Source organism: Stenotrophomonas sp. SrG (genome assembly GCF_050031795.1).
GTDB classification, from domain to species: Bacteria; Pseudomonadota; Gammaproteobacteria; order Xanthomonadales; family Xanthomonadaceae; genus Stenotrophomonas; species Stenotrophomonas rhizophila_A.
Genome location: NZ_JBNBBE010001412.1, coordinates 1 through 235 on the forward strand (window position 1 = coordinate 1; position 235 = coordinate 235).

Sequence of the window (235 nt, forward strand, 5' to 3'; positions counted from 1 at the left end):
CGCTGGGCCTGCCCAGGGCCACTGCCACCAGTTCCGGCGTCAATGCCGAGGGCGCGCGGCCGCAGGCACTGAAGGTCGTGTGGTGGTCGCGCCGGGCCAGCCGGGTGCTGTGGCCGCTGGCCGTGTGCGACTGCCCGGACGAGGGATCGCTGTACCAGGGCGTCTCCTCGATGCCGTGGGTGCAGCACATCAGCCCCGAGCTGTCCCTGTCGGTGGACGCCCATGTGTCTGGGAA

The 235-nt window shown here is 71.5% G+C and carries 1 pseudogene; it reads left to right on the forward strand.

The features are described from left to right. Positions 1-235, forward strand: a pseudogene (locus ACQG3P_RS24055) (bifunctional 23S rRNA (guanine(2069)-N(7))-methyltransferase RlmK/23S rRNA (guanine(2445)-N(2))-methyltransferase RlmL); the annotation flags it as partial.